This window comes from Streptomyces roseochromogenus subsp. oscitans DS 12.976 (genome assembly GCF_000497445.1).
GTDB lineage: Bacteria > Actinomycetota > Actinomycetes > Streptomycetales > Streptomycetaceae > Streptomyces > Streptomyces oscitans.
Map to the genome: position 1 here is coordinate 4,098,996 of NZ_CM002285.1, position 24,647 is coordinate 4,123,642.

The following is a 24,647-nucleotide window of genomic DNA, read 5'->3' on the forward strand; positions in this document are numbered from 1 at the left end:
ACCACGCCGGCGGCGACGTGCGAGGCCTGCCGTGGCGGCGCCCGCGGTGTACTGCCAGGTCCTGACGGACCGCGCACGCGGCAGGTGCGGGGGCCGGGGCCCAAGGGCCCGTGCCCACCGCGCAAGCCGGGGCTTCGCGGCCGTCGCGGCCCGCGCCAGACGCGGTCGTACGGCGTTCGCGATCCGCTCCAGCTGCGGTCCCGCGGCCCGCCAAGGCCTCAGCTCTGGCACGACCACCAGCCCCTTTCGCGATCACACACCTGCGTGAGGGACACTTAACCACCAGAACTATGTGCTGATCATGGAGGAGCCACCGGTGGAGTTCGACGTCACGATCGAGATCCCGAAGGGTTCGCGCAACAAGTACGAGGTGGATCACGAGTCCGGTCGGATCCGCCTGGACCGTCGTCTCTTCACCTCGACCGCCTACCCGACCGACTACGGCTTCGTCGAGAACACCCTCGGCGAGGACGGCGACCCGCTGGACGCGCTGGTCATCCTGGACGAGCCGACCTTCCCGGGCTGCCTCATCAAGTGCCGTGCGATCGGCATGTTCCGGATGACGGACGAGGCGGGCGGCGACGACAAGCTGCTGTGCGTTCCGGCCACCGACCCGCGGGTGGAGCACCTGCGCGACATCCACCACGTGTCGGAGTTCGACCGCCTGGAGATCCAGCACTTCTTCGAGGTGTACAAGGACCTGGAGCCCGGCAAGTCGGTCGAGGGTGCCAACTGGGTGGGCCGTACGGACGCCGAGGCGGAGATCGAGCGGTCGTACAAGCGCTTCAAGGAGCAGGGCGGCCACTGAGGACTGTCCTGCCTGAATGGGCCGCACGCGTGCGCGTGCGGCCCATTTGTATGTCCGCTGCCTGTCCATGCGCATACTGAGCCATACGGAAGGTGACGTTCAGGGAGCGGTGCGAGGTGACGGAGGCGGAGGACCGCAAGCCCCGGTCGGACGAGGCGCGGTACGACCCGGAGATCACGTCCGAGTTCGCCATTCCCGCGGGGCTCGACGTGCCGAGGACGGTCGGTGAGCCGGAGACCACATCCGAGTTCACGGTCCCGAAGGGGCTGCACACGCCGGAGCCGCCGAGTGCCGAGCCGGAGGGGTCGGCGTTCAGCCTGCCCAGTGCCTGCAGCGCCAAGGACGCCCTGATCGCGTTCACCCCGCCCACCGGGGTGCCGCTGGTCAGTCTGGTCAAGGACGCGCCCTGGCAGGACCGGATGCGCACGATGCTGCGCATGCCGGTGGCCGAGCGGCCCGCGCCGGAGCACGTGCAGCGCCACGAGGAGGAGGGCCCGGCCGTCCCGCGCGTCCTCGACCTGACCCTGCGTATCGGGGAGCTGCTGCTGGCCGGCGGTGAGGGCGCGGAGGACGTGGAAGCCGCGATGTTCGCGGTGTGCCGCTCCTACGGCCTGGACCGCTGCGAGCCGAACGTCACCTTCACACTGCTGTCGATCTCGCACCAGCCGTCGCTGGTGGACGACCCGGTGACGGCGTCGCGGACGGTACGGCGGCGGGGCACCGACTACACGCGGCTCGCGGCCGTGTTCCGGCTGGTGGACGACCTGACCGACCCGGAGACCCATGTCTCCCTGGAGGAGGCCTACCGGCGGCTGGCGGAGATACGCCGTAACCGGCATCCCTACCCCGGCTGGGCGCTGACCCTGGCCGGCGGTCTGCTGGCCGGTGCGGCCTCCGTGCTGGTCGGCGGTGATCTGATCGTGTTCGTCGCGGCGGCCGTCGGCGCGATGCTCGGCGACCGGCTGGCCTGGCTGTGCGCGGGGCGCGGGCTGCCGGAGTTCTACCAGTTCACGGTCGCCGCGATGCCGCCCGCGGCGATCGGGGTGGCGTTCGCGCTGGCGCACGTCGATGTGAAGGCGTCCGCCGTCGTCACCGGTGGGCTGTTCGCGCTGCTGCCCGGGCGGGCGCTGGTGGCGGGCGTGCAGGACGGTCTGACCGGCTTCTACATCACCGCCGCGGCCCGTCTGCTGGAAGTCCTGTACCTCTTCGTGGGCATCGTCGCCGGCGTGCTGGTCGTCCTGTACTTCGGCGTGAAGGTCGGGGGCAAGCTGAACCCGGACGCGGCGCTCATCATCAACGAAAGGCCGCTGATCCAGATCGCGGCCTCCATGCTGCTGTCGCTGACCTTCGCGGTGCTGCTCCAGCAGGAGCGGTCGACCGTGCTGTGGGTGGCCCTCAACGGGGGCGTCGCGTGGTCGGTGTACGGCGCGCTGCACTACGTCGCCGGCATCTCGCCGGTGGCGTCCACAGCCGTGGCGGCGGGGCTGGTGGGTCTGTTCGGGCAGCTGCTGTCGCGGTACCGGTTCGCGTCGGCGCTGCCCTATACGACGGCGGCGATCGGGCCGCTGCTGCCCGGCTCCGCCACGTACTTCGGACTGCTGAGCATGGCGCAGAACGAGGTGGACAAGGGGCTGGTGTCGCTGGCCAACGCCGCGTCGCTGGCGATGGCCATCGCGATCGGGGTCAATCTGGGGTCGGAGATCTTCCGGCTGTTCCTTCGGGTCGGTTCAGCCGGGAAGCGGCGGGCCGCCAAGCGGACCAGGGGCTTTTGAACGCCGTCCGGTAAGCGCCGTCCAGCTCGGGGCCCATGCGCCGTTGGTGACTGCGGGTGCGTTCGTGGCTTGTCGCGCAGTTCCCCCACGCCCCTGCTACTGCGGGCGGTAGTCGTAGGGGTACTGGCTCTGGTCGTACTGCTGTTGCGGGTACTGCTGCTGCGGGTACTGCTGGTGGTCGTAGTACTGCTGGTTCCAGTCCTGCTGCTGGGGCTGCTGGTACGGCTGCTCGTACTGGTGGGCCTGGTGGGCCTGGTGGGCCTGGTGGGCCTGGTGGGCCTGGTGGGCCTGGTGGGCCTGGTGGGCCTGGTGGGCCTGGTGGCTGTACTGCTGCTCCGGCTGTTCGGGCTCGATGCGGCGCAGCCTCGTCGTGGCGTCGTCCATGACCGGCGGTGCCGGACGTGAGGCCTCCGGGGTCTGCCGGGGGGCCTTCTTCTCCTTGCTGCGGGCGCGGAGGAACTCGATGGCGATCGGGACCACGGAGACGAGGACGATCAGGATCAGGATCGCCTCGATGTTGTTCTTGACGAAGCCGATGTTGCCCAGCCAGGAGCCGAGCAGGGTGACGCCCGCGCCCCACAGGACGCCGCCGATGACGTTGAAGATCAGGAACGAGCGGTACTTCATACCGCTGACGCCCGCGATGATCGGCGTGAACGTGCGCACGACCGGCACGAAGCGGGCCAGGACCAGGGACTTCGGGCCGTACTTCTCGAAGAACTCGTGCGCCTTGGTGACGTTCTCCTGCTTGAACAGCCGGGAGTCCGGGCGGTTGAACAGGGACGGGCCGACCTTCTTGCCGAACATGTAGCCCACCTGGTCGCCGAGGACCGCGGCGAGGCAGATCAGGGCTATCGCGCCCCACAGGGGGAAGTTCAGCTGGTGCGAGGTGATCAGCAGGCCGCAGGTGAACAGCAGCGAGTCACCGGGCAGAAAGAACCCGATGAGCAGGCCGGACTCGGCGAAGACGACGAGCAGCAGACCCCAGATGCCGAAATTGTCGAGCAGATTGTTGGGATCGAGCCAGCTCGGGCCGAGGGCGAGTGTCATCACGGGTCCGGGCTCCTGAGAGGGTGAAGGCGGCTACGGCGTCCATGTGAAGGCCGCACAAAGCTATCAACGTGATGTGACCGCCCCAGGTTCCACCGGTGTCTCCAGGATGCACTGTGGGACGACTGAGAGAAAGCTGTGATTCATGGGACTCGATGACTACGGCGGCGGCCAGGAGCCGCAGCCGGACGTGCTGGTCGTGACCACGAACGACGTGCCCGGATACCGGGTGGAGCAGGTGATCGGCGAGGTCTTCGGACTCACCGTGCGCTCCCGGCATCTGGGCAGCCAGATCGGCGCCGGGCTGAAGTCGATGATCGGCGGCGAGCTGAAGGGGCTCACCAAGACGCTCGTACAGACCCGCAACCAGGCCATGGAGCGCCTGGTGGAGCAGGCACGCGCGCGTGGCGCCAACGGAGTGCTGGCGTTCCGGTTCGACGTGACCGAGGCCGCCGACGTGGGCACCGAGGTGTGCGCGTACGGCACGGCGGTGGTCCTGGCCCGGGGGTGAGCCCCGGGCCAGGACGTCAGGACGCGGTGTGCCGGTCGGCGTTGGCGAGGATCGCGTCGTGCAGGTGCTCGGCAAGTCCCGGGCGCATCGAGTCGTAGAACGCCTTGAAGCGCTCGTCGGAGACGTACATCTGCGCGAAGCACCGGTGCATCTCGTACGAGACCTCGAAGTACCACCTGCTGATGTGCTGCCGGTGCTCCTCCGCCATGTCCATGGCCGCCTCGCCGGACGGCTGCTCGCCGGCGGCGGCCAGGGCGGCGTACCGCTCGCCCCAGCCGTCGACCTCGGCCTGGATGCGCTTCCAGTCCTCCTTGGTGTAGGTGGCGGCGCGGCGCTGTGACTCGGCGTACGCCTCGGTACCGCCCCAGCGCTGCTCGGCCTCCTCGGCGTACTGCTCGGGGTCCTTGTCCCCGAAGACCTCGAAACGCTCCTCCGGCGTGAGGTTGATGCCCATCTTGCGTGCCTCCATGGCGTTTTCCACGGCCGCGGCCATCTTCTGCAGCTTCTCGATCCGGGCGGTCAGCAGTTCGTGCTGGCGGCGCAGGTGTACGCGCGGGTCGCCTCTGCCGGTGGCCAGGTCGTCGAGCAGGACCGCGACCTCCTCGAGCGGGAAGCCGAGCTCCCGGTAGAACAGGATCTGCTGGAGCCGGTCGAGGTCGGCGTCGTTGTAGCGCCGGTGGCCGGCGTAGGTGCGCTCGCTGGGTGCGAGCAGGCCGATCTCGTCGTAGTGGTGCAGGGTGCGCACCGTGATCCCGGCGAACCCCGCGACCTGTCCCACGGAGTAGCTCACTGTTCCGCTCCTTGTGTCCGCTCTTGTCGTCGGTACGGCCTCCACGCTGAGGCCTCACGCCACGTGAGGTGCAAGCCGGTTTCCCTTTATGCCGTTCAGGGTTTCCATCCATGATGTTCAGGATGGTCTGCGGATTTTGTCTGCTTATGGTGAGCCCGTGGCCCGGGTTCATCCTGCCCGCCGCGGTCGCGATGCTGATCGCCACGGGGCTCGCGGTCGGCCTGGTGGCATGGAGGGCGCCCGGGCACGCCGGGCCGGACCCTGCCCCCCTCGGCCTGAACGCCCCCGTGATGGCGCCGGCCGTGCTGCCGGGCCTGGTGCCGGGTGCCCTGTGGCCGGTGCCGGCCGAGGCGGCGACGACCGGCGCGCTGTTCGGTACGCCGGTGACGGCGACGCCGGTCATCTCCGAGGCGCCGGCGGGGCGGCCGATGCGCGGGCAGCTGTAGGACAACGTGTTGGCGCCGTCGGTCGCCGGCGCGTGCGAGGCCATGACGACCGCCCTGGTGGCCCATCCGGCTACGACCTGGAGCTGCCGCCCATATGGGCGCCGTGCACGCCGTCCCGTACGTCCACGCGGCCTTCCTGCGCTGCGGCACCCGATGCCGAGATTCCGGCCCTCCGGGGTCGTGCTGCAGAGCGGGTGCCGATCTTGCCCGGGGCGCGCACGTGACAGCCTGCCACGCTGTCACTACGGAACGCTAATCTGACTGGTGAGCCCGTTCACGCTGGTGATGAGGGCGCGCCGAGATGCGGTTGCGCGAGGACAGCACCCCGGTCCGCTGACAACGGTCCGCTGACAACCTTCCCTGGAGGCACGTTCATGGCCCTGCACAAAGGTCCCGAGAGGCACGAGGAGCGGACGATTTCGGTCAACCCGTTCTTCGGGGAGGCCAATCCGGTCGGCGGCATGACCGAGGCCCCGCCGACGCATCACCTCCCGGACGCGCCGCTGCCCCCGTCCACGGCGTACCAGCTGGTGCACGACGAGCTGATGCTGGACGGCAACTCCCGGCTGAATCTGGCCACGTTCGTCACCACCTGGATGGAACCGCAGGCCGGGGTGCTGATGGCGGAGTGCCGGGACAAGAACATGATCGACAAGGACGAGTACCCGCGCACGGCCGAGCTGGAGCGGCGCTGTGTGGCGATGCTCGCCGACCTGTGGAACGCGCCGGATCCGTCGGCGACGGTGGGCTGTTCGACGACCGGGTCGAGCGAGGCGTGCATGCTCGCCGGGATGGCGCTCAAGCGGCGCTGGGCCAGGCGCAACGCCGACCGCTATCCGGGCGCCCGGCCGAACCTGGTCATGGGCGTCAACGTCCAGGTCTGCTGGGAGAAGTTCTGCAACTTCTGGGAGGTGGAGGCCCGGCAGGTGCCCATGGAGGGCGACCGTTTCCATCTGGACCCGCAGGCGGCGGCCGAGCTGTGCGACGAGAACACCATCGGGGTCGTCGGCGTCCTCGGTTCGACGTTCGACGGCTCCTACGAGCCGATCGCCGACCTGTGCGTGGCCCTGGACGCCCTCCAGGAGCGCACGGGGCTCGACATCCCGGTGCATGTGGACGGCGCGTCCGGCGCCATGGTGGCGCCCTTCCTGGACCCGGACCTGATGTGGGACTTCCGGCTGCCGCGCGTGGCGTCGATCAACACCTCGGGCCACAAGTACGGCCTGGTCTACCCGGGCGTCGGCTGGGCGCTGTGGCGGGACAAGGAGGCGCTGCCCGAGGAGCTGGTCTTCCGGGTCAACTACCTGGGCGGTGACATGCCGACCTTCGCGCTCAACTTCTCCCGCCCCGGCGCCCAGGTGGTCGCGCAGTACTACACGTTCCTGCGGCTGGGGCGGGACGGCTACCGCGCGGTGCAGCAGTCGACTCGGGACGTGGCGACCGGGCTCGCCGAGCGGATCGCGGCGCTCGGCGACTTCCGGCTGCTGACCCGAGGCGACGAGCTGCCGGTCTTCGCCTTCACCACCGCCCCGGACGTGACCTCGTACGACGTCTTCGACGTCTCGCGGCGGCTGCGCGAGGGCGGTTGGCTGGTGCCCGCGTACACCTTCCCGGCGAACCGGCAGGACCTGTCCGTGCTGCGGGTGGTGTGCCGCAACGGCTTCTCCCACGACCTGGCCGACCTGTTCCTGGCCGACCTGGCCCGCCTCCTGCCCGAGCTGCGCCGGCAGCCACACCCACTGACCCGGGACAAGGACGCGGCCACCAGCTTCCACCACTAAGGCCTGGTTCCATCGACGGCGGCCGAGGCCGGCCTGCGAGGTCACCGGGCCGGCTGTCTCTCCAGCCGCCTCGCCCGTGATCTAACGGTCGTCCCCCGGATGCCGCTCCCCCGTCGCGTACGGGTTCTCCTCGTCCTTGGCGAGGACGGCGACGAACGGTTCGCCCTCGGTGGCGAAGGTGTAGGCGCCGTTCTCGATGCGGTCGACGAGGCCGTGGGTCCACTCGGCCTCGGAGTCGGCCGTGTGGACCCACATGTTCATGATCTCGCCGATGTGACCGAGCTGCTCCGGCCCCTCCTCGGGCACGTAGTGCCCGGTGACCGAGGAGCGCCACGCCTCGATCCGGCGCGTGCGCTCCTTCAACAGCGCCACCGCCTCGGCCCTCGGCAGGTCGACCATGAAACCGATGGCCGCCGTCTTCATGTCGCCGCGCTGGTCGTAGGTGACCAGCGCATCGCGTAGCAGGGTGAAGTACTCCTCGGTGCCCTTTTCGGTCAGCTCGTACTCGGTGCGCGGCGGCCCGCCCGCCGTGGACGGCGCGATCTCGTGCGCGTGCAGCAGCCCTTGCTTGGCCATCTGTTTCAAGGCGTGGTAGATCGAGCCCGGCTTGGCGTTGGACCACTCGTGCGCGCCCCAGTACTCCAGGTCGTTGCGCACCTGGTAGCCGTGGGCCCGCCCGTGCTGGCGGACCGCGCCCAGCACGAGAAGACGGATCGCTGACATGAGGTCAAGGTTATTGCCGCGGGGCTCACCGCCATACCGCCGCCCGCCCTGCGATCACCCCCAGGAGGCACCCTGTTCCTGGGCCACCAGCTCGAAGGCGGTCTTGCCGTCCAGGGACTCGCGGATGATGTCCGCGTGGCCGGCGTGCCGGGCCGTCTCGCGGATCAGGTGCAGACACAGCCAGCGCAGCGAGACCCGGCCCTGCGGCGGGAACCAGGGGTCCGGCGGCAGCGGGAAGGTGTCGTCCAGGCTGGGCGCGGAGCGGATGAACTTCTCCGTGTCGGCGGCGACCTGCTCCCAGTACGCCAGCTGCGAGGCGACCGTCTCCTCGCCGACCAGCTGGAAGCTCTCGGGCCAGTTCGACTCGTCGCGCGTGACGGCCGGGGGCTCCTGCTTGGCGCGGGCGATCCAGATCTGCTCCATCTCGGCGACATGCTTGAGCAGGCCGCTGAGCGACAACTCGCTGGCGCTGGGGCGGGTGCGGGCCTGCTCCTCGGTCAGTCCGAGCAGGGCCCGGCGGATGCCGCCTCGCTGCTCCTCGATGAACGCCAGCAGCGCTCCTCGCTCGTCGCCCTTCGCCTCCGCAGGCACGTGCATGACCATGACGGCCGCCTTTCATCGGTTCACCGGGGCTCTCGCCCTGACACCGATGACGTTACGGGCCCTTGCGGTCAGGTGCTGTCCGCAAGGGCCCGCCTTGGCGAGAATTCGTCAGAACGGGAAGCCGCTAGAACGGGAAGCCGCTGCGCCCGTGCTGCACCGAGATCCACTTGATGGTCGTGAAGGCCTCCAGCGTCGTCTCGCCGTTCAGGCGGCCGAGGCCGGAGTGCTTCTCACCGCCGAACGGCACGATCGGCTCGTCGTGGACCGTGCCGTCGTTCACGTGGAACATGCCGGTGTCGATCTGCTTGGCGAAGGCGACACCCCGCTCGATGTCGCCGGTGTGGACGGCGCCGCTGAGGCCGTACGGGGTGTCGTTGACGATGCGGAGCGCCTCCTCCTCGCCGTCGAACGGGACGAGGAAGACGACCGGGCCGAAAACCTCCTGCTGGAGCAGCGCGGAGTCGGCGGGGACGTCGGTCAGCACGCTGGGCTCGACCAGGTTGCCGTTGGTGGCGCCCCGCACGAGGGCGGTGGCGCCCTCGGCGAGCGCCTGCTCGACGGTGCCGGAAACGGCGCCCGCCTGCTGGGAGTTGATCACCGGGCCGATGACGGTCTGCGGGTCGCGCGGGTCGCCGACCTTCAGGGTGCGGACCTTGGCGACGAACTTCTCGGTGAACTCCTCGGCGACGGAGGCGTCCACGAGGACCCGGTTGGCGGCCATGCAGACCTGGCCCTGGTGGACGAACCGGCTGAAGACCGCCGCGTCCACCGCGTAGTCGATGTCGGCGTCGTCCAGGACCACCAGCGCGCTGTTGCCGCCCAGTTCGAGCACCGAGCGCTTGAAGTTCGCGGCACACACGGTGGCGACGTGCCGGCCGACCTTGTCGGAGCCGGTGAAGGAGATGACCTTCGGGACGGGATGCTCGATGAACGCGTCGCCGATCTCGGCGATGTCGGTGACGACGACGTTGAGCAGGCCTCCGGGCAGCCCGGCCTCCTCGAAGATCCTGGCGATCAGGGTGCCGCCGGCGATCGGGGTGTTCTGGTGCGGCTTGAGGACCACGCCGTTGCCGAGCGCGAGCGCCGGGGCGACCGACTTCAGCGACAGCAGGAAGGGGAAGTTGAAGGGGCTGATCACGCCCACGACGCCGACCGGCACCCGGTAGACGCGGTTCTCCTTGCCGTCGGCCGGGGAGGGCAGGATCCTGCCCTCTGGGCGCAGTGCCAGGTGGATCGACTCGCGCAGGAACTCCTTGGCGAGGTGCAGCTCGAAACCGGCCTTCACGCGCGTGCCGCCCAGTTCCGCGATGATCAGGTCGGCTATCTCCTGCTCGCGGTCCTCTATGAGCCGCAGCGCCCGCTCCAGGACCGCGCGGCGGGCGTAGGGGTTGGTCGCGGCCCACTGCTTCTGGGCGCGGGCGGCGGCCCGGTAGGCCTGGTCCACCTCGTCGACCGTGGCCACCGTGATCGAGGCCAGCTTCTCGTCGTCGTACGGGTTGAAGTCGATGACGTCCCAGGAACCGGTGCCCGGTCGCCATTCTCCGTCGATGTACTGCTGGGCCAGGTCGCTGAAGTAGGACGACATGTGATCCCTCAATCACTAGCGGAGCCAGATCCTGGTCACGGTCTGATCGCACGTCATCGTACTTGTGTTTCAGGCGAGTTGGAGGAGGTCCTCAGGACAGTTGCAGCAGGCCTCGGAGCAGATCCCGGCTCTCGTCGGGGCCGGGGCTGTCCTGCTGGAGTTCCTTCAGCGCCTGCTCGTACTGGGCGACGTCCTCGCGCTTGTCCAGGTAGAGGGCGCTGGTCAGCTGCTCCAGGTAGACGACGTCGGACAGGTCGGCGTCCGGGAAGCTGAGGATGGTGAAGGCGCCGCTCTCACCGGAGTGCCCGCCGAAGCCGAACGGCATGATCTGCAGCCGTACGTTGGGCCGCTGGGAGACGTCGATGAGGTGCTGGAGCTGGCCGCGCATCACCTCGCGGTCGCCGTAGGGGCGGCGCAGGGCGGCCTCGTCGAGGACGAAGTGGAACTCGGGGGCGCTGTCCGCGAACAGGTGCTTCTGCCGTTCCAGGCGCAGTGCGACCCGGCGCTCGACATCGGCCGGGCTCGCGCCGTTCATGCCGCGCCGCACCACCGCGCGGGCGTACTCCTCGGTCTGGAGCAGGCCGTGGACGAACTGCACCTCGTAGACCCGGATGAGGGACGCGGCGCCCTCCAGGCCCACATAGGTGGGGAACCAGCTGGGCAGGACGTCGGTGTAACTGTGCCACCAGCCGGCCACGTTGGCCTCCCGGGCCAGGGAGAGCAGCGACTCGCGCTCCACCCCGTCCGTGATGCCGTACAGCGTCAGCAGGTCCTCGACATCCCTGGTCTTGAAGCTCACCCGGCCCAGCTCCATCCGGCTGATCTTCGACTCGGAGGCGCGGATCGAGTACCCCGCCGCCTCGCGCGTGATGCCCCGCGCTTCACGCAGTCGCCTGAGTTGCGAGCCGAGCAGCATCCGCCGCACCACCGATCCGGGCTCTCCCGCGCTCACGTTCGCCAGCCTCCCCAACCGTCTTCAGGGCCCGCAGTCTGCCACTAAAACACTTCGAGCAGTACTCGTCCGGTTACGGAAACGGAAAGAGGCGAGCCGTTTCTGCCTGCGTGTGGTCGGGAAGAGGTCAGTACCTCTGGCGGCAATCGCCGAGAGGATGGCGGAAAAAATGGCCAAGAAGCGGTACGGGCAGGGCCAATTCGGTCGCGTGCACGTGCATCTGCCCTTGCATCTGCTTGGCACATCCGAAACCATGGTGCCGCGCCACCGCTGCATCGCAACGACCGCGTCTTCCCGGGAGTGCCTCGCATGGGGACGAATGGATCGACCATGCTCAAGCCGTTACGGCAGGGCCTTCCGCCGCTGGATCCCGCGGCTGTGTCCGATGCCGCCTCCTGCGCCCTGCCCGCTCGCTACGAAGCGGTGCGCGAGGCCCGGCACTTCACCCGCGACACCCTCGACAAGTGGGACGCCGGCGAGCGCTTCGACGACATATGCCTGGTCGTCTCCGAACTCGTCACCAACGCTCTGCGCCACGCGGTGCCGGCCGACCCGGGATGTCCCGAGGCCGCCGCGTCCGTACGGCTGCACCTGATGCGCTGGACCGAGCGGCTGGTGTGCGCGGTGCGCGACCCGAGCCACGAGACACCGGTGCCGCGGGACTCGGACGACTTCTCCGCCGAGTCCGGGCGCGGGCTGTTCCTGGTCGACTCCTTCGCCGACAGCTGGGGCTGGCATCCGCTCGCGGGCACCCTCGACGGCAAGGTCGTCTGGGCACTGTTCCGGCTCCGACCGGTCGACTGACACGGCGAAGCACTCACGGACGACCGGTTTCTACGCGCGTCGCAGCGCCTCTTCCCCCGCGTCCGACATCGTTGCCACCGGGCGCGGGCGGCCCGCCCCCACCCCGGCGTCAGCTCACTATCAGGTGGTCGAACTCGCCGTCCTTGATACCGAGCAGCATGGCCTCGATCTCCGCGCGCGTGTAGACGAGCGCCGGGCCGTCCGGGAAACGCGAGTTGCGTACGGCGACTTCGCCGCCCGGCAGCCGCGCGAACTCCACGCAGGAACCCTGCGAGTTGCTGTGCCTGCTCTTCTGCCAGGCCACTCCGACCAGCTGCGCGGCAGCCATGCCGTTGTACACGTCGTACCCCCCGTACACGCCGTCAACGTCGCGGTCCACAGGTCGCTCCCCGGTGGTGCACTGGCTGGTGTGGCCATAGATGCTGTGGTCAACTGACCCGGATCATAACCCCGTTCATCTGCAGATGCGTGAGCAAATGCACGTGCACGGGGGGTACTCTCTCGGTTACAGGTTTGACGTCCGCTTTACCGAAGTGGCCCCTGCGACCTGTGCCGACGGCTCTCCATGCAAGCCGAAGGCCCGTTACCGAAGCTGTTCCAGCGTTTGCCCCAGTGCGGGCAGGACATGCCCCCGCCACCCCCCGTCCATGATCTTGCGCGCCATCAGCTGAGCCGGGTCGTCCGGATCGAACCCCTCGTGCACTAGGAAGAGACGCGTACCGCGCCCTTCATGTTCCAGGGTCCAGGTGATGGTCCAGTCCGCCGGGTTGGCCGGATCGGCGTCGGCCCAGCGGACGGACAGCATCCGCTCGATGTCGTAGGCCAGGACCCGTACCTCCACGACTCCGGAGAAGCGGGAGTTGGGACGCGGGACGGAGGTCATCCGGTACCGGTGGCCGACCGCCAGCCGGAAGTCCTCGGCGCCGGGCATCTGCCATCGCACGAGCAGCTCGGGGTCGGTCAGGGCGCGCCAGACCTTGGCGGGCGGGTGCGGGAAGAACTGGTCGACGCGGATGGTCGTCAGGTCGTCATCGGGTTCGGTGCTCATCGCTCGTCATCGTCGGGCAGGCGGTCGAGGAGGTCGCCGAGGCCCTTCAGCTGGTCGCGCCAGAACCGCTCGTACGGGTGGAGCCAGTCCTGCACCTCGGCGAGCGGGGCCGCCCGCAGGCGGTAGATGCGCTGCCGTCCGGAGCGCTGTTCGGAGACGAGGCCGGCCTCCCGGAGCACCTTGAGGTGTTCCGAGAGGCTCGGGCGGCGCATGTCGAAGTGGTCGGCCAGGGCCTGGACGGGCTGCGGTCCGCGCTCGCGCAGCAGCCGCAGGACCTCGCGGCGGGTGGCGTTGGCGAGCGCGGCGAAGACACGGTCCTCGGCGGCGGTACCCGTCCCGTTCATGGAGCGGTCAGAAGCCTTCCTTCTCCGTCAGCAGCATCAGACCGTTGCCGTCGGGGTCCGTGAAGGAGGCCATGCGCCCCCAGGGGAGGTCGTCAGGTCCCTGTACGGGAGTCCCGGCCGCGGCGAGCCGCGCACAGTCGGCGTCGACATCGGTCGTCACCAACATGATCCCCCGTGCCGCGCCGGGCTCGAAATCCCCCATGCCCGGCCCCGAGAGAGTGAAGACGGTCTGCGCGCCCTTCGGCGCCACCTGGAGCCACCGGCCCGGCGGCATCTGCAGATCGGCGGTGACCTCGAAGCCGAGGACGTCCCGGTAGAAGCGCAGGGCACGGTCCTGGTCGGTGACGGGGAGGGTGACGAAGGAGGCATGAGTGATGTTCATGGATACGACAATAGGTAGGCGCCTTCCTACCAGTCAAGCGTAGGGAAACACCTACCTATGGGTCGTGATCAGCGGCTGGAGTACGGCAGCAGTGCCAACTCGCGCGCGTTCTTGACGGCCCGTGCCAGCAGCCGCTGCTGCCGGGCGGTGACCCGGGTGACCCGGCGGCTGCGGATCTTGCCGCGGTCGGAGATGAACTTTCGCAGCAGGTCGGTGTCCTTGTAGTCGATGTAGGTGATCCCGGCCTGGTCCAGGGGGCTGGGGCGGTTGTGGGCGGGCTTGCGGTCGTTCTTGCGGGACATCAGGTCTCCAGCAGGGCGTCGAAGGCGGGCGGCAGCCGCTTCCAGGCATCGCGCCCGGCGGCGTACTCGGTGTCGGTGAGCAGGCAGGACTCCAGGAGGTGCGCCAGTCCGTCACGGTCGAGGCCGGGCGAGGTGAACACGAGGTGGTTGCAGCAGTCGCCGTGTTCGGGGTGCCAGTCCAGCGCGGCGGCGGCCCGGCGCACCGGCGGGACCATGTCCCAGGCCGCGTCGGGCAGCGCGGCCAGCCACGGCCCGGCGCTCTCCACGCACAGCGCCCCGCCGGCCGCGTCCCAGTGCAGCAGCGTGTCCGGCCTGTCGGCGAGCCAGAACCGGCCCCGGCTACGGGCCGCGGCGCAGGTCAGGTCCTCCAGCGCCGCGTACAGCCGCTCCGGATGGAAGGGCCGGCGGCGGTGCCAGACCAGGGTTGACACGCCGTGGTTGTCGGCCTCGGCGGGCAGCCGGGCACAGGCCGGGTGCTGGGCCGCCGCGGCGGCCTCCACGTCGAAACCGGCGAGGGCGGCCTGGGCCAGCGGGCCGAGCGCCACGGGGGCGGGCCCGAGGGGTTTCAGCGCGGGCGATTCCGGTGCGGAGGATTCCGGCGCGGGGGGTTTGGGCGCACGTGCAGGTGCGGGTTCCGGTTCCGGTGCAGGTGCGGAATCTGGCGGGGGTGCGGGGTCTGGTGTGGGAGCCGGCCGGTCCGGTGCGGGAGCCGGCCGGTCCGGTGCGGGAGCCGGCCGGTCCGGTGCAGGTCCGGCCGCTGCTGATGTCGCCTCCGTGGGTGTGGCGCCCATGGACCTCGCGTCCGTGGGCGTGGCGTCCGCGGGCGTGGTGCCCGTGGGCGTGGTGCTCGCGGGCGTGGCGCCCGCCAGGCCACCGTGGCCGATCGGAACCTGGCGGGCCGTCGGGTGGAGCTGCGCCAGCAGCTCGCGGTCCTCGCCGTCCGCCTCCGGGGAGTCGGCGACGGCGAGGACGGGGGCGTACTCCAGCTGTCGGGCGAAGGTGTCGGCGATCGTGCGCTGGTCGGTGGGCGCCGCCGCGAGACCGGCCTCGGCGAGGTCGTCGCCGTTGCCGAGGTACGGCAGCACCAGCGCCGGGTCCACGGCGGTGATCACAGAGGTGACGGTCAGCCCGCCGGACGCGACCACCTCGGCCATCGCCTTGGGCTCGACCGAGTCCCACAGCTCGACGATCGCGAGCCGGGTCGTGCCGTCGTCGGCCAGCCTGCGCAGCTCGGGCACCAGGTCCTCGCGCAGTGCGCAGCAAGCACAGTCGTTGACCAGGGGCGTCTCGCCCGCGGACAGGATGCCGCCGCGGTCGCGGACCGTACGGACGACTGTGCCGGCGGTGGCCGTCGCCAGGTCGTGGTGGAGTACGACGCTGCCGGGAACGTCGGCGAGCAACCGGTCGACCGCCGCCTTGCGGGCCTCGGCGTGCAGCCCGCCCACGACGGCCACGGCGAGGCTCATGCCCCGCCCCGCTTGCCGTACCGGCGCTCGAAGCGCTCCACGCGCCCGGCGGTGTCCAGCACGCGCGCGGTGCCGGTGTAGAAGGGGTGGCTGACGTTCGAGATCTCGACGTCGACCACCGGGTAGGTGTTGCCGTCCTCCCACTCGATCGTCTTGTCGGTCGGCACGGCCGCAAGCGTCGAGCGGGTGAGGAAGGCGTGGTTCGCGGCACGGTCACGGAACACGACGGGGCCGTACTCCGGGTGGATTCCCTTGCGCATGGCGGTGGTTCAGCGCTCCTCTCGGAAGTCGACGTGCCGGCCGACGACCGGGTCGTACTTGCGCAGCGTCATGCGGTCCGGGTCGTTGCGGCGGTTCTTGCGGGTCACGTAGGTGTAGCCGGTCCCGGCTGTGGACCGGAGCTTGATGACCGGACGGAGTTCGTTGCGTGCCATGCTGGTAGCTTACTGAAAATGAATTCCATTCCGCACTACGTTTGAGGAGATTTACGTCACCATGTCCGCACACTGCATGCTCACCGGGGCCCGGCCGGGCTTCGGGAACCGCATCTCGCACTCCCACCGGCGCACCTCCCGCCGTTTCGACCCGAACATCCAGAGCAGGCGCTACTGGCTGCCCAGCGAGAGCCGGTACGTCCGGCTGCGGCTGAGCGCGAAGGGGATCAAGACCGTGGACGCGATCGGCGTCGAGGCGGCCGTGGCCCGGATCCGCGCCCGGGGGGTGCGGGTCTGATGGCGAAGAAGAGCAAGATCGCGAAGAACGATCAGCGCAGGGAGATCGTCGCCCGGTACGCCGCCCGGCGCGCCGAGCTGAAGGAGATCATCCGGCGACCCTCGTCCTCGGCGGAGGAACGGCTCACCGCCCAGCGCGAGTTGCGCAGGCAGCCACGGGACGCGAGCGCCACGCGCGTGCGCAACCGCGACCAGGTGGACGGCCGCCCGCGCGGTTATCTGCGCGCCTTCGGTCTGTCCCGGGTAAACCTGCGAGACCAGGCTCACAACGGATTCCTGCCCGGCGTCCGCAAGTCCTCGTGGTGACCAGCTGGTAGCTTGCTGCGGGCCGTCCGGCGGAGGGCGGCCGGCCGCTACGAGCTTGGGAGCTTTCCGGTGACTTCTGCGACTGCAAGGGTGCGGACCGCGACCGTGGCCGCGGGACTGGTGGGGGCACTCGCCGCACTGACCGCGTGCAGCGGGGGCGGCGGCGACAAGACCGCCTCCCCCTCCCCGACGCCGAGTGCGACGGCCACGTCCGCCGCCCCCTCTGCCTCGGGCTCGCGAGCCGTGACCGGGGCTTCGGCCAAGCTCCAGGGCAGCTGGATCGCCACGAGCGGCGGCAAGATCGTGGCGCTGGTGATCACCGGGAAGAAGGCCGGGCTCTTCGTAACCGGGCGCAAGGCGTGGTGCCAGGGTGTCGCGGGCAAGGACTCGGGGATGCAGATGATCCATCTGACCTGCCCCGACGGCAACAAGGACCGGGGCACCGGAATGGTCGACTCGGTGGACGGCAAGGGCATGACGGTGAAGTGGTCGGGCAAGATCGGCGAGGAGACGTACACCAAGGCGGAGGGCGGCAAGCTGCCGTCGACGCTGCCCACGAAGCCGAAGCACTGACCGCGTGAGCAACTTGAGTCAGACCACCTGAAGCGGTGATTCCGCAGGGGTGGGCACGCAGGTACGCCGTGCAGGCGCCATGATGCAGGGGCACCGTCACGACCTCGATGGGACATGCTCATGCGCGCCATTCCGCTCACCGTCACGGCCCTCGCCGCCGCCCTGCTGCTCACCGCCTGCGGTGGCGGCGGGAGCAAGAGCGGCGACAAGAACAGCTCGGGCTGCGAGATCGGTGGGGTCTCCGTGCAGATCGGGTCGGCGAGCGTGGCGCCGAAGGCCGGTGACACGGGTGAGATTCCCGTCAGCATCACCAACCAGAGCAAGCCCTGCACCCTGGACCACTTCGCGGGCGTCTCCCTGAACACCGGCAAGGCCAAGACCGACGTGCCGGCGCTCAACGGCGCGAAGGCCCAGCAGCTCAAGCTCGCCAAGGGCGACTCGGCGTCCTTCACCATCAGCTATGTGCGCGGCGAGGCGGGCGGCAAGAACAGCCTGGCCGTGAAGTCCGTGAACATCACCCTCCCCGGCGCCACCGCCTCCCGCAGCTTCCCCTGGTCCTACGGCCCCGTCGCCACCCAGCCCGGCGGCACCGGTCCGAACGCGTCTGTGTCGGCCTTCCAGCAGGTCGGCGACTGAACGGCCGCTGCTGCCTGCGGCGCGTCATCCCGGCTGAGGGCGAGCCTGGGGGCGTCGCCGTCGGCCTGGGCGAGCCCGGGGCGCATCACAGCAGCCTGGGTGGGCCAGAGGCGCATCATCACACCAGCCTGAGTGGGCCTGGGGCGGTCACTTCATGCTGAGGCCCACTCCGGGGCCGGGACGGTCACTCCCGGCCGATGCGCTCACCGCAGGCTGGGCGCCGCTCCGGTCCAAGGCGCTCGCTACAAGCTGGGACGCTCATGGCGGCCTCGGGTGCTCATGCCGGCCTCCCTCGAGTGCTCGCCCCAGCCTCTGACACTCGGTCTCGGCTCATGCGCTCACTGCGGGCTGGGACGGTCACTCCCGGCCGATGCGCTCACCGCAGGCTGGGCGCCGCTCCGGTCCAAGCGGGCCGGGACGGTCACTCCCGGCTGACGCGCTCACTGCAGGCTGGGACGGTCACTCCCCGCTGACGCGGTCACCGCGGGCTGGGGCGGTCGCTCAGGCTTGGGCGGTCGCCCCTGGCTGAGGCCTCACTCCAGCCTGGGGCGGGCTCTTACCTGGGCGCGGTCCGCCGCGCGGGCGCCCTCTGTCCACCCGGCCGCGTCGCTCACCCCGCGCAGCCGGGTCGTGGTGGTCTCGGGGAACATGCGCTCCAGGCGGTCGGTGACGGATATCTCCCTGGTGGCCAGGACCGGCAGCAGATCTTGCGTGACCTGCGTCTCGGCTACGGCCGCGAGCCGGTCGCCCACGCGGTGGGCGTAGGCGGCCAGGAACGACTGCCGGAAGGTCTTGGTCCGCTTCCGGCCGCCCGCTCTCTGCGTGGCCTCCGCCTTGGTCATCGCATGCGTGGCCTGTACCAGCAGCGAGGTGTAGAGCAGCTCGACCGCCTCCAGGTCCGCCTCGAAGCCGACGACCGTGGAGAAACCCATCGGTTCGTTCCACACCGCGCGGCAATGGTTCGCGCCCGCCACGGCGTCGAGCAGGACCGCCTTGGCCTGTTCGTACGGCGGCTCCACACCGATCCGGCAGGCGCCGGGCGCGTCCGGCGCGGGCGCCTCCGCGGCGAGCAGCGCCTCGTCGACACTGTGCCGCGCCATCAGCTCCTGTGCCTTGGCGCTGAGTGCCTCCGCCTCCTCCGGATATCCGGTGGCCTCGGCCTTGGCGAGCAGCGCGCGGATCCGGGCGAGCATGCGGGAGGCGGCGGGGCCGGGGGCGCGGCGGGGCTCGTCCTCAAGAGGCTCCAGCCTGGGCAGACCCAGCAGCAGGCGGTACAGCTGCAGCGCGGTAGTGGCCTGCGCGAAGCGGTCGGCCTCGCGGGCGGCGCCCTCGGGCAGATCCGCCAGCTGGGCGGCCCAGCGGCGCCCGCGCAGGCGGTCCCGATCAGACTGCGCGCGGATCAGCGCGGCGGTCAGGCGCACATGCACGTCCTGCAGCTCGCGCCGCACCAGTCGTACGACATCGGCGGGCTGCCAGCCGCGCTGCCAGGCCGCCGCGACGAACTCCTCGCCTCGCCGCGCGAGTTCGGCGTCCGCGGCGGGGTCGGCGGCGAGCAGCGAGGCACCGGTGTCGAGCCCGGTGTCGGTGTCGTCGTAGAGAGCGGCCCGAAAGGCTCGCTCGACAGTGCTGGCATTGCTGGCAGTGCTGGTCACATCGTCGATCGTGCCACGCCCCACCGACAGCGGGCCGCACCTTGTCCACAGGCTGTGGATGAAGGGGCGACGGGCCGTCCGAGTGTGGTGGTGCGCGGTACGCCGGTGATCAACACCAAGGTAGTCGTGGACGGCGGCGGGGGCCGGGAGCCGGGGGCCGGGTGAGGGCAGGGCGACAGCCGGGAGGGCAGTTGCCGGCTGACCGCCCCGGACTGCCCGGCACGGGGAGGCGAGGGCCGAGACGGCGAAAGTCGGGAAGGTGGGAGCCAAGAGGGCAACTGTCGGGCAACCGCCGCCGACCGCGCGACGCAGAGAGGCGAGGGCCGGTAGGGCCAGAGCGGGGAGAGCCAGAGCCGGGAGGCTGGCTGCCAGTAGGGCGAGAGCCGAGACAGCAGCCGCCGGACAGCCGCCACCGGCCGCCCGGCACGGGGCGGGGCGGGGCGCTGAGGCCGGTCGGAGCGGCCGGCGGGCGCGTCCCGGGAGGGCCGTATCTCAAGATCGGTCGGAGCGCCGGCGAGCGAGCCCGTGAGGCGATACCTCAAGGTCCGCCGGAACTGTCAGGCGCGGGGCGCCGGTTCGGCGTTTGCCAGGTCCAGGGCGTGGTCGAGGGCACTGCCGGCCGGGCAGGAGACGTCTGGGCGTACGCCGGTGCCCTCCCAGTTGGTGCCCGAGATGGGGTTGATCGCGCGGCCGACCGGGATCGAGGCCTCCAGGTGCGGGTGCACCGCCCAGCCCTCGCGCGGATGGGCCCCGCCGCGCGTGGTCTCGCCCACGATGACCGCGCGCCCCAACTGCTGGAGGTTGTACGCGAGTTCCTCAGCGGCGGAAAAGGTACGGCCGCTCGTCAGGACGTACACCGGATCGGTACCGCCGAAGCGGGCGCCCGGGACGTGTGGGAGGGTCCAGAACTGCTCGTACCGGTCCCCCGCGCGCCAGTACTGGGTGTTCAGGTGGGTCCGCTCCTCCAGGAGGTGGCTGCACACGAACGCCACCGTGTCCGGATCGCCGCCGACCGTGTCCCTGAGGTCCAGGATCAGCGTGTCCGCGCGAGCGACCAGTGTGAGCGCGGCCGACAGCGGCTCCGCGGCCCAGGCCAACGGGAAGAGCATCGGGGCGAGTTCGAGCAGTGCGACCCCGCCCTTGAGAAGCTCCACTCGCGGGACCCCGCCCAGCGACGCGGCGAACTCACGGCGGAGCGCGGGGAGATCTGCCTGATCCCCGTTCTCCAGCAGGCGCTCGGGGTGGAATTTCAGGCGCAGATGGGGATCGCCGTTCTCCGACTGCAGGTCGGCGGTGACGCGGGCGCCGAGTTCCGCCGGATCGGCGGTGTCGTACGCCCCCTCCTCCAGCCGCCGTCGCAGCAGGGCGGCGAGCCGCTCCGCCACCTCCGGGAAGACGTAGTTGGCGGCGAGGAGCCGGGCGGTCTCCTCGATGACGGCGGGCACGTCGTCGACGGAGGCGGGTGACGCTGCGGGCGTGGTCATGGAGGTCATGACAGGGGAGTACAGCACCGGACTTGCGAAAGCGTCAAGGAAGTTAGACGCTTTACGCCATGACCGGACCGGAACCGCCCGACCGTGGCGCCGACGGCGACGTGCTGGACATCTCCACGCCCGAGCAGTTCGCCGCGCTCGCCCATCCGCTGCGCCAGCGCCTGCTGTTCGCGCTGACCCACGAGGCCGCCACGATCAGCCAGTTGGCGGTGCGCCTCGGCGTGGCCAAGGGGAGCGTGGCGCACCACCTGAAGACGCTGCACGCGGCCGGGCTCGTGCACATCACCGAGACCCGCAAGGTCCGGGGCGGCACCGAGCACTACTACCGGCGCACCGGACGGCGACTACGGGTCGCCGAACCGCGCACGGCCGACCGGGCGGCCCTGCTGAACGCCGTCGCCCAGGAGGTCGACCGCTCCCCCGAGGACCATCTGCTGAGCCTGCGTCACCTGCGCCTGTCCCCGGAACGGGCCCGGCGGCTGCGCGCGACGCTGGCCGAGCTGGTGGACGGGGCAGAGGAGGACGACACGGACCAGCCGGTGCACGGCGTGCTGGTGGTGATGTACGAGCAGGAGCGCCCCTGAGGCGGCCGTGTCTCAGACCCTGGAATTGCACCCCACGCGTGCGTGGCGGCGCCAAGCATGACGGCATGGTGGACACGTCTCTCTACGCCGCGTTCCTGATCGCCGCTTTCGCACTCTGCGTCACCCCGGGCCCCGACATGATGTTCATCGTGGCGGTGGGCGGCCGGGGCGGCCCCCTGACCGGACTGACGGCCGCCGTGGGGGTCGCCTGCGCGATGTTCGTGCACACGGTCGCCGCGGCCCTCGGGCTGTCGGCGCTGTTCCTGGCCCTGCCGACGCTCTATCACGCGCTGCGCTGGGCAGGTGCGGCCTATCTGCTGTTCCTCGCGGTGCGGGCGTTCCGCGGTGCCGACGGCTCCCTGGAGGCGGAGGCCACGCCACGGCAGGGGCGTCGGCGGGCCTTCTGACGGGGAGCCTTCACCAATCTCCTCAACCCCAAGGTGATTCTGTTCAACGTCTCCTTCCTGCCGCAGTTCGTGAACCCGGACCTGGGGCACGTCCGCGAACAGTTCCTCCTGCTGGGCGTCACGATCACCGCGATGGGCGTGCTGGTGGACGGCTCGGTGGGGCTCCTGTCCGGAAAGCTCGCCTCGCTGCTGCGGCGCAGCCGGCGGGTGGCCCGAGGGCTGGACTACTTCAGCGGGACGGTGTTCACGGGCCTCGCGGTGCGGCTGGCGGTCACGCCCGAGTGAGGCAGACCGGGTAGGGAAACTGGACTGTCAACCATCGGTTGACACCCTTCAAGAGCGCAACCTACGGTTGACACATGGCGACCAACCCGAACATCACGGCATCCGTACGCCTCGACGACCTCATCGAGGCCATCAAGAAGGTTCATCCCGAACCTCTCGACCAGCTCCAGGACGCGGTGATCGCCGCCGATCACCTCGGTGACGTGGCCGACCACCTGATCGGTCACTTCGTCGACCAGGCCCGCCGCTCCGGCGCCTCCTGGACCGAGATCGGCCGGAGCATGGGAGTGACGCGGCAGGCTGCGCAGAAGCGGTTCGTGCCGAAGGAGTCCACCGACCTCGATCCCAACCAGGCCTTCAGCCGCTACACCCCCCGCGCGCGGAACGTGGTCATGGCCGCGCACAACGAGGCGGTGGCGGCCCGCAACCCCGAGGGCCGCCCCGAGCACCTGGTCCTCGGTCTGCTGGCCGAGCCGGAGGGCCTGGCGGCGAAGGCGATCACCGCGCAGGGCGTCCTGCTGGACTCCGTGCGGCAGGCCGCGACCGCCGCGCTCCCGCCCGCCTCGGACGACGTCCCGGACCTCGTCCCCTACGGCCCCGACGCCAAGAAGGCCCTGGAACTCACCTTCCGCGAGGCCCTCCGGCTCGGCCACAACTACATCGGTACCGAGCACATCCTGCTCGCGCTCCTGGAGCAGGAGAACGGCGAGGGCGTCCTCAACGGCCTCGGCATCACCAAGGCCGGGACCGAGACGCACATCGCCAGGACGCTGTCGCTGCTGACGGAGCAGAAGCTGCCGGGGGTCGGCGACGCGGCGGCCGATCCGGCCTCCTCGGAGGACTGAAACCGCAGGTCAGACCGATTGTCAGATCCGCCTGCCACACTCGCAGTCATGACCGACCGGTGGGCGCTCGCACCGGCCGAGGACTCAGGCGTGGACGTCGCCCCCCTCGGCCCGGACGGGCTGCCCGCCGGGCCGGTGCGGCGGGAGAGCGATCTCGCCGGGGCGGTGCGGAGCCGCCCGGAGGTGACGCGCTGGGTGTGGCGGTCCACCCCCGAGGTCTACCCGCGTCTGCTCGCCACGGGGGTGCGAGTGGAGCGGTGCTACGACATCGAGGACGCCGAGACCCTCCTGCTGGGCCACGAGGGCCGGCACGGCGAGCCACGCTCGGCCGCCGCCGCCCTGGCCCGCCTCCGCGGCGGCCCGGTACCGCCCGACCCGCCCCAGCGCTCGGCCGAACCGGGCGCCCAGTCCCCGCTGTTCGAGGCCACCGGCACCCGCCTGCCGCTGACCGACCTCCTCGCGGTCTACGCCGGACAGCTGCGACGGCACGAGCGGACCGCCCACCCCGACCGGATGCGGCTGCTGACGGCCGCCGAGTCGGCCGGAATGCTGGTGGCAGCCGAGATGAACCACGCGGGCCTGCCGTGGAGCGCCGAGGTCCACCGCCGGCTGCTGCACGACCTACTGGGCGAGCGGTACGCGGGCAGGGGCGAGCCGCGTCGCCTCGCCGAGCTGGCCGACGAGGTGTCGGCCGCCTTCGGCCGTCGGGTCCGCCCCGATCTGCCCGCCGATGTGATCAAGGCCTTCGCCCAGGCCGGGATCAAGGTGCGCTCGACCCGCCGCTGGGAGATCCAGTCCCTCGACCACCCGGCCGTGGAACCGCTCCTGGAGTACAAGAAGCTGTACCGCATCTGGGTGGCGCACGGCTGGTCCTGGCTGCAGGACTGGGTGCGCGACGGCCGCTTCCGCCCCGAGTTCCTCGCCGGCGGCACGGTCACCGGACGCTGGGTGACCAACGGCGGGGGCGGACTGCAGATCCCGAAGGTGATCCGCCGGGCCGTGGTCGCCGACCCCGGCTGGCGGCTGGTGGTGGCCGACGCCGACCAGATGGAGCCGCGCGTGCTCGCTGCGATCTCCCGCGACCCCGGCCTGATGGAGGTGGCCGGCCGCGAGAGCGACCTCTACCAGTCCGTCTCCGACCGCGCTTTCTCCGGCGACCGCGGCCAGGCCAAGCTCGCCGTGCTCAGCGCGGTCTACGGCCAGACCTCCGGCGACGGCCTGAAGAACCTGGCCGCGCTCCGCCGCCGCTTCCCGAAGGCCGTCGCGTACGTCGACGAGGCCGCCCGCGCGGGCGAGGAGGGCCGGCTGGTGCGCACCTGGCTGGGCCGGACCTGCCCGCCGGCGGCCGGGTCCGGCGAGGACACGGCGGAGGAGGCGGGCATCCCGGTCGGCGAGGACGACACCGACCCGCAGGCCGGCGGCCAGGCCGGCTGGGTTCCGGGTTACGCGTCCACCAACTCCCGGGCGCGCGGCCGCTTCGCGCGGAACTTCGTCGTCCAGGGCAGCGCCGCCGACTGGGCGCTGCTGATGCTCGCCGGGCTCCGCCGGGCCTGCGCCGGCCTCAAGGCCGAACTGGTCTTCTTCCAGCACGACGAGGTGATCGTGCACTGTCCCGCCGAGGAGGCCGACACGGTCGTCCAGGCCATCCGCGCCTCGGCCGACCTCGCCGGACGGCTGACCTTCGGCGAGACACCGGTGCGCTTCCCGTTCACGACGGCGGTGGTGGAGTGCTATGCCGATGCCAAGTGAGCGCTGCCGGGGCGCACTT

Annotated in this window: 29 protein-coding genes and 1 pseudogene; 14 read left to right on the forward strand and 16 right to left on the reverse strand. The window is 70.7% G+C overall.

Annotation, left to right across the window (positions count from 1 at the left end; translation table 11 throughout):
• The first annotated feature begins 316 nt into the window (after nt 1–316).
• On the forward strand, nt 317–808 hold the full coding sequence (locus tag M878_RS67435; RefSeq protein WP_031225172.1) for an inorganic diphosphatase: 492 nt from the start codon (nt 317–319) through the stop codon (nt 806–808).
• Nucleotides 809–924: 116 nt separating this feature from the next.
• Nucleotides 925–2,580 (forward strand): threonine/serine exporter family protein, encoded by a 1,656-nt coding sequence (locus M878_RS67440; protein ID WP_023547710.1) that lies wholly within the window; start codon nt 925–927, stop codon nt 2,578–2,580.
• A 96-nt stretch (nt 2,581–2,676) separates the two neighbouring features.
• Here M878_RS67440 and M878_RS67445 read toward each other — a convergent pair whose 3' ends face one another.
• A complete protein-coding gene (locus M878_RS67445) occupies nt 2,677–3,633 on the reverse strand; it encodes a DedA family protein (protein ID WP_031225173.1) in 957 nt (318 codons plus the stop codon).
• A gap of 142 nt (nt 3,634–3,775) precedes the next feature.
• Here M878_RS67445 and M878_RS67450 point away from each other — a divergent pair, with 142 nt between their 5' ends.
• Nucleotides 3,776–4,141 (forward strand): YbjQ family protein, encoded by a 366-nt coding sequence (locus M878_RS67450; RefSeq protein ID WP_023547712.1) that lies wholly within the window; start codon nt 3,776–3,778, stop codon nt 4,139–4,141.
• A 16-nt stretch (nt 4,142–4,157) separates the two neighbouring features.
• Here the strand turns inward: M878_RS67450 and M878_RS67455 are convergent, their stop codons facing one another.
• Nucleotides 4,158–4,931: a MerR family transcriptional regulator gene (locus tag M878_RS67455; RefSeq protein WP_023547713.1), complete on the reverse strand. Its 774-nt coding sequence runs from the start codon at nt 4,929–4,931 to the stop codon at nt 4,158–4,160.
• Between the two features lie 146 nt (nt 4,932–5,077).
• On the opposite strand from M878_RS67455, the gene M878_RS000000101440 reads away from it, so the two are divergent.
• Nucleotides 5,078–5,377, forward strand: a complete 300-nt coding sequence (locus M878_RS000000101440) for a hypothetical protein (protein ID WP_023547714.1) — start codon at nt 5,078–5,080, stop codon at nt 5,375–5,377.
• A gap of 374 nt (nt 5,378–5,751) precedes the next feature.
• Entirely contained in the window at nt 5,752–7,158 is a 1,407-nt protein-coding gene (gene gad / locus M878_RS67465; RefSeq protein ID WP_023547715.1) for a glutamate decarboxylase, read from the forward strand.
• Between the two features lie 81 nt (nt 7,159–7,239).
• Here gad and M878_RS67470 read toward each other — a convergent pair whose 3' ends face one another.
• The 4 genes from M878_RS67470 to M878_RS67485 all read right to left on the reverse strand — a co-directional run bounded on the left by M878_RS67470 (nt 7,240) and on the right by M878_RS67485 (nt 10,985).
• Nucleotides 7,240–7,881: a PadR family transcriptional regulator gene (locus tag M878_RS67470; protein WP_023547716.1), complete on the reverse strand. Its 642-nt coding sequence runs from the start codon at nt 7,879–7,881 to the stop codon at nt 7,240–7,242.
• A gap of 54 nt (nt 7,882–7,935) precedes the next feature.
• Nucleotides 7,936–8,484: a DinB family protein gene (locus M878_RS67475; protein ID WP_023547717.1), complete on the reverse strand. Its 549-nt coding sequence runs from the start codon at nt 8,482–8,484 to the stop codon at nt 7,936–7,938.
• A gap of 124 nt (nt 8,485–8,608) precedes the next feature.
• Nucleotides 8,609–10,069, reverse strand: a complete 1,461-nt coding sequence (locus M878_RS67480) for an aldehyde dehydrogenase family protein (RefSeq protein ID WP_023547718.1) — start codon at nt 10,067–10,069, stop codon at nt 8,609–8,611.
• A gap of 91 nt (nt 10,070–10,160) precedes the next feature.
• Complete coding sequence (locus M878_RS67485; protein WP_051430251.1) at nt 10,161–10,985, reverse strand: helix-turn-helix domain-containing protein; 825 nt, start codon at nt 10,983–10,985, stop codon at nt 10,161–10,163.
• A gap of 345 nt (nt 10,986–11,330) precedes the next feature.
• Here M878_RS67485 and M878_RS67490 point away from each other — a divergent pair, with 345 nt between their 5' ends.
• Nucleotides 11,331–11,825, forward strand: a complete 495-nt coding sequence (locus M878_RS67490; protein WP_245238121.1) for an ATP-binding protein — start codon at nt 11,331–11,333, stop codon at nt 11,823–11,825.
• 109 nt (nt 11,826–11,934) lie between these two features.
• On the opposite strand, the gene M878_RS67495 is transcribed toward M878_RS67490, so the two are convergent.
• The 8 genes from M878_RS67495 to rpmG all read right to left on the reverse strand — a co-directional run bounded on the left by M878_RS67495 (nt 11,935) and on the right by rpmG (nt 15,801).
• On the reverse strand, nt 11,935–12,204 hold the full coding sequence (locus tag M878_RS67495; protein WP_023547721.1) for a DUF397 domain-containing protein: 270 nt from the start codon (nt 12,202–12,204) through the stop codon (nt 11,935–11,937).
• A gap of 204 nt (nt 12,205–12,408) precedes the next feature.
• Nucleotides 12,409–12,873, reverse strand: coding sequence for an SRPBCC family protein (locus M878_RS67500; protein ID WP_023547722.1), 465 nt, complete (start codon nt 12,871–12,873; stop codon nt 12,409–12,411).
• Nucleotides 12,870–13,217, reverse strand: coding sequence for an ArsR/SmtB family transcription factor (locus M878_RS67505; protein ID WP_023547723.1), 348 nt, complete (start codon nt 13,215–13,217; stop codon nt 12,870–12,872). The genes M878_RS67500 and M878_RS67505 overlap by 4 nt, the downstream gene beginning before the upstream one ends.
• Nucleotides 13,218–13,224: 7 nt before the next feature.
• Nucleotides 13,225–13,599, reverse strand: a complete 375-nt coding sequence (locus tag M878_RS67510) for a VOC family protein (RefSeq protein WP_023547724.1) — start codon at nt 13,597–13,599, stop codon at nt 13,225–13,227.
• 68 nt (nt 13,600–13,667) lie between these two features.
• Nucleotides 13,668–13,901 (reverse strand): 30S ribosomal protein S18, encoded by a 234-nt coding sequence (gene rpsR / locus M878_RS67515; protein WP_023547725.1) that lies wholly within the window; start codon nt 13,899–13,901, stop codon nt 13,668–13,670.
• Nucleotides 13,901–15,367: a GTP-binding protein gene (locus M878_RS67520; protein ID WP_031225176.1), complete on the reverse strand. Its 1,467-nt coding sequence runs from the start codon at nt 15,365–15,367 to the stop codon at nt 13,901–13,903. The genes rpsR and M878_RS67520 overlap by 1 nt, the downstream gene beginning before the upstream one ends.
• Nucleotides 15,364–15,627, reverse strand: coding sequence for a type B 50S ribosomal protein L31 (locus M878_RS67525; protein WP_023547727.1), 264 nt, complete (start codon nt 15,625–15,627; stop codon nt 15,364–15,366). Before M878_RS67525 ends, M878_RS67520 begins: the two co-directional genes overlap by 4 nt.
• Before the next feature lie 9 nt (nt 15,628–15,636).
• On the reverse strand, nt 15,637–15,801 hold the full coding sequence (gene rpmG / locus M878_RS67530; RefSeq protein ID WP_003999141.1) for a 50S ribosomal protein L33: 165 nt from the start codon (nt 15,799–15,801) through the stop codon (nt 15,637–15,639).
• Nucleotides 15,802–15,862: 61 nt separating this feature from the next.
• Between rpmG and rpmB the strand changes: the two genes are divergently transcribed.
• From rpmB to M878_RS67550, 4 genes are all read left to right on the forward strand, one after another.
• Nucleotides 15,863–16,099, forward strand: a complete 237-nt coding sequence (gene rpmB, locus M878_RS67535) for a 50S ribosomal protein L28 (RefSeq protein WP_023547728.1) — start codon at nt 15,863–15,865, stop codon at nt 16,097–16,099.
• Nucleotides 16,099–16,404, forward strand: a complete 306-nt coding sequence (gene rpsN, locus M878_RS67540) for a 30S ribosomal protein S14 (RefSeq protein ID WP_023547729.1) — start codon at nt 16,099–16,101, stop codon at nt 16,402–16,404. The genes rpmB and rpsN overlap by 1 nt, the downstream gene beginning before the upstream one ends.
• A gap of 69 nt (nt 16,405–16,473) precedes the next feature.
• Nucleotides 16,474–16,977, forward strand: coding sequence for a hypothetical protein (locus M878_RS67545; protein WP_209445538.1), 504 nt, complete (start codon nt 16,474–16,476; stop codon nt 16,975–16,977).
• Nucleotides 16,978–17,097: 120 nt separating this feature from the next.
• Nucleotides 17,098–17,613 (forward strand): DUF4232 domain-containing protein, encoded by a 516-nt coding sequence (locus M878_RS67550; RefSeq protein ID WP_031225178.1) that lies wholly within the window; start codon nt 17,098–17,100, stop codon nt 17,611–17,613.
• 533 nt (nt 17,614–18,146) lie between these two features.
• Here M878_RS67550 and M878_RS67555 read toward each other — a convergent pair.
• The gene (locus M878_RS67555; protein WP_209445539.1) at nt 18,147–19,265 is read right to left on the reverse strand and encodes a DUF2786 domain-containing protein; all 1,119 of its coding nucleotides are present in this window, start codon (nt 19,263–19,265) and stop codon (nt 18,147–18,149) included.
• 557 nt (nt 19,266–19,822) lie between these two features.
• Nucleotides 19,823–20,749: a S41 family peptidase gene (locus M878_RS67560; RefSeq protein WP_023547733.1), complete on the reverse strand. Its 927-nt coding sequence runs from the start codon at nt 20,747–20,749 to the stop codon at nt 19,823–19,825.
• Between the two features lie 68 nt (nt 20,750–20,817).
• On the opposite strand from M878_RS67560, the gene M878_RS67565 reads away from it, so the two are divergent.
• From M878_RS67565 to M878_RS67580, 4 genes and pseudogenes are all read left to right on the forward strand, one after another.
• Nucleotides 20,818–21,342, forward strand: coding sequence for an ArsR/SmtB family transcription factor (locus M878_RS67565; protein ID WP_023547734.1), 525 nt, complete (start codon nt 20,818–20,820; stop codon nt 21,340–21,342).
• A 65-nt stretch (nt 21,343–21,407) separates the two neighbouring features.
• Nucleotides 21,408–22,034: pseudogene (locus M878_RS67570) on the forward strand (LysE family translocator).
• Between the two features lie 74 nt (nt 22,035–22,108).
• Nucleotides 22,109–22,879, forward strand: coding sequence for a Clp protease N-terminal domain-containing protein (locus M878_RS67575; protein WP_023547737.1), 771 nt, complete (start codon nt 22,109–22,111; stop codon nt 22,877–22,879).
• Nucleotides 22,880–22,927: 48 nt separating this feature from the next.
• Complete coding sequence (locus M878_RS67580) at nt 22,928–24,628, forward strand: bifunctional 3'-5' exonuclease/DNA polymerase (protein ID WP_023547738.1); 1,701 nt, start codon at nt 22,928–22,930, stop codon at nt 24,626–24,628.
• Nucleotides 24,629–24,647 lie beyond the last annotated feature (19 nt).

Coding starts and splice junctions, on each gene's coding strand:
- M878_RS67580 (WP_023547738.1), top strand. CDS start 22,928: ATGACCGACCGGTGGGCGCTCGCACCGGCCGAGGACTCAGGCGTGGAC.
- M878_RS67525 (WP_023547727.1), bottom strand. CDS start 15,627: ATGCGCAAGGGAATCCACCCGGAGTACGGCCCCGTCGTGTTCCGTGAC.
- M878_RS67550 (WP_031225178.1), top strand. CDS start 17,098: ATGCGCGCCATTCCGCTCACCGTCACGGCCCTCGCCGCCGCCCTGCTG.
- M878_RS67470 (WP_023547716.1), bottom strand. CDS start 7,881: ATGTCAGCGATCCGTCTTCTCGTGCTGGGCGCGGTCCGCCAGCACGGG.
- M878_RS67575 (WP_023547737.1), top strand. CDS start 22,109: ATGGCGACCAACCCGAACATCACGGCATCCGTACGCCTCGACGACCTC.
- gad (WP_023547715.1), top strand. CDS start 5,752: ATGGCCCTGCACAAAGGTCCCGAGAGGCACGAGGAGCGGACGATTTCG.
- M878_RS67500 (WP_023547722.1), bottom strand. CDS start 12,873: ATGAGCACCGAACCCGATGACGACCTGACGACCATCCGCGTCGACCAG.
- M878_RS67480 (WP_023547718.1), bottom strand. CDS start 10,069: ATGTCGTCCTACTTCAGCGACCTGGCCCAGCAGTACATCGACGGAGAA.
- rpsR (WP_023547725.1), bottom strand. CDS start 13,901: ATGTCCCGCAAGAACGACCGCAAGCCCGCCCACAACCGCCCCAGCCCC.
- M878_RS67510 (WP_023547724.1), bottom strand. CDS start 13,599: ATGAACATCACTCATGCCTCCTTCGTCACCCTCCCCGTCACCGACCAG.
- M878_RS67450 (WP_023547712.1), top strand. CDS start 3,776: ATGGGACTCGATGACTACGGCGGCGGCCAGGAGCCGCAGCCGGACGTG.
- M878_RS67565 (WP_023547734.1), top strand. CDS start 20,818: ATGACCGGACCGGAACCGCCCGACCGTGGCGCCGACGGCGACGTGCTG.
- rpsN (WP_023547729.1), top strand. CDS start 16,099: ATGGCGAAGAAGAGCAAGATCGCGAAGAACGATCAGCGCAGGGAGATC.
- M878_RS67475 (WP_023547717.1), bottom strand. CDS start 8,484: ATGGTCATGCACGTGCCTGCGGAGGCGAAGGGCGACGAGCGAGGAGCG.
- M878_RS000000101440 (WP_023547714.1), top strand. CDS start 5,078: ATGGTGAGCCCGTGGCCCGGGTTCATCCTGCCCGCCGCGGTCGCGATG.
- M878_RS67560 (WP_023547733.1), bottom strand. CDS start 20,749: ATGACCACGCCCGCAGCGTCACCCGCCTCCGTCGACGACGTGCCCGCC.
- M878_RS67485 (WP_051430251.1), bottom strand. CDS start 10,985: ATGCTGCTCGGCTCGCAACTCAGGCGACTGCGTGAAGCGCGGGGCATC.
- rpmG (WP_003999141.1), bottom strand. CDS start 15,801: ATGGCACGCAACGAACTCCGTCCGGTCATCAAGCTCCGGTCCACAGCC.
- M878_RS67505 (WP_023547723.1), bottom strand. CDS start 13,217: ATGAACGGGACGGGTACCGCCGCCGAGGACCGTGTCTTCGCCGCGCTC.
- M878_RS67520 (WP_031225176.1), bottom strand. CDS start 15,367: ATGAGCCTCGCCGTGGCCGTCGTGGGCGGGCTGCACGCCGAGGCCCGC.
- M878_RS67490 (WP_245238121.1), top strand. CDS start 11,331: ATGGGGACGAATGGATCGACCATGCTCAAGCCGTTACGGCAGGGCCTT.
- rpmB (WP_023547728.1), top strand. CDS start 15,863: ATGTCCGCACACTGCATGCTCACCGGGGCCCGGCCGGGCTTCGGGAAC.